Origin of the sequence: Methylobacterium sp. CCH7-A2 (genome assembly GCF_001557075.1) — a bacterium.
GTDB lineage: Bacteria > Pseudomonadota > Alphaproteobacteria > Rhizobiales > Beijerinckiaceae > Allobosea > Allobosea massiliensis.
In genome coordinates this window covers 1-629 of sequence record NZ_LSKN01000022.1, presented here as the reverse complement: position 1 = coordinate 629, position 629 = coordinate 1, and the positions used below count along the sequence as shown (strand labels likewise).

General features: G+C 70.0%; 2 pseudogenes. Both read right to left on the bottom strand.

Annotated features, from left to right (window positions below):
* Nucleotides 1-340 (bottom strand): annotated as a pseudogene (locus AX750_RS26780) (cytochrome c); the annotation flags it as partial.
* Nucleotides 324-629, bottom strand: a pseudogene (locus AX750_RS02250) (sulfite dehydrogenase); the annotation flags it as partial. The pseudogenes AX750_RS02250 and AX750_RS26780, both read right to left, overlap by 17 nt.

Here is a 629-nt window from a genome sequence, read left to right as displayed (position 1 = left end):
CATTGCCCTGGCCGAATTCGCCATGGCAGCTGGCGCATTGCGCCTGGAAGAGCTCATCGCCCTGCCGGACGGTGCCCTTGCCCGGCGGAAGGCCGACGCCGTCGGGGCGGACGTCGATGTCCCAGGCCTTGATCTCGGCCGGCAGCGCGAGGCGGCCCAGCCCGAGCGGCGCGGGCTTCGCCGGGGCGGCAGGCGTGGCTGCCGGAGCCTGGGCCCGGGCGGCCGGGGCCGTCTTCTCCACCGGAGGCGTTTTGGCGGTCTGGGCGATCAGTGGGCCGGCGCCGAGGAGGGCGAGCGCAGCCAGGCCCGAGAGCAGGACGGGCTTAAGCGATCTCGACATTCTCGGTCTCCCCGCTGGGTCGGACATGCCAGGTCTGGATGCCGTTGTTGTGGTAGATGGAGTTGACCCCGCGGACCTTGCGCAGCTCGTCCTTGGTCGGCTGGACATAGCCGGTCGAATCCATGGCGCGGGACTGGACCAGCAGTTCCTGGCCGGCCCAGTCAAAATCGACATAGAAGCGCGTCAGAGACTTCTCGAGCACGGGCCCGTCGATGCGGGCGGACTGCCAGTTCCTGCCGCCGTCGAGCGTGACGTCGACCCGCTTGATCGTACCTCGCCCGGACCAGGC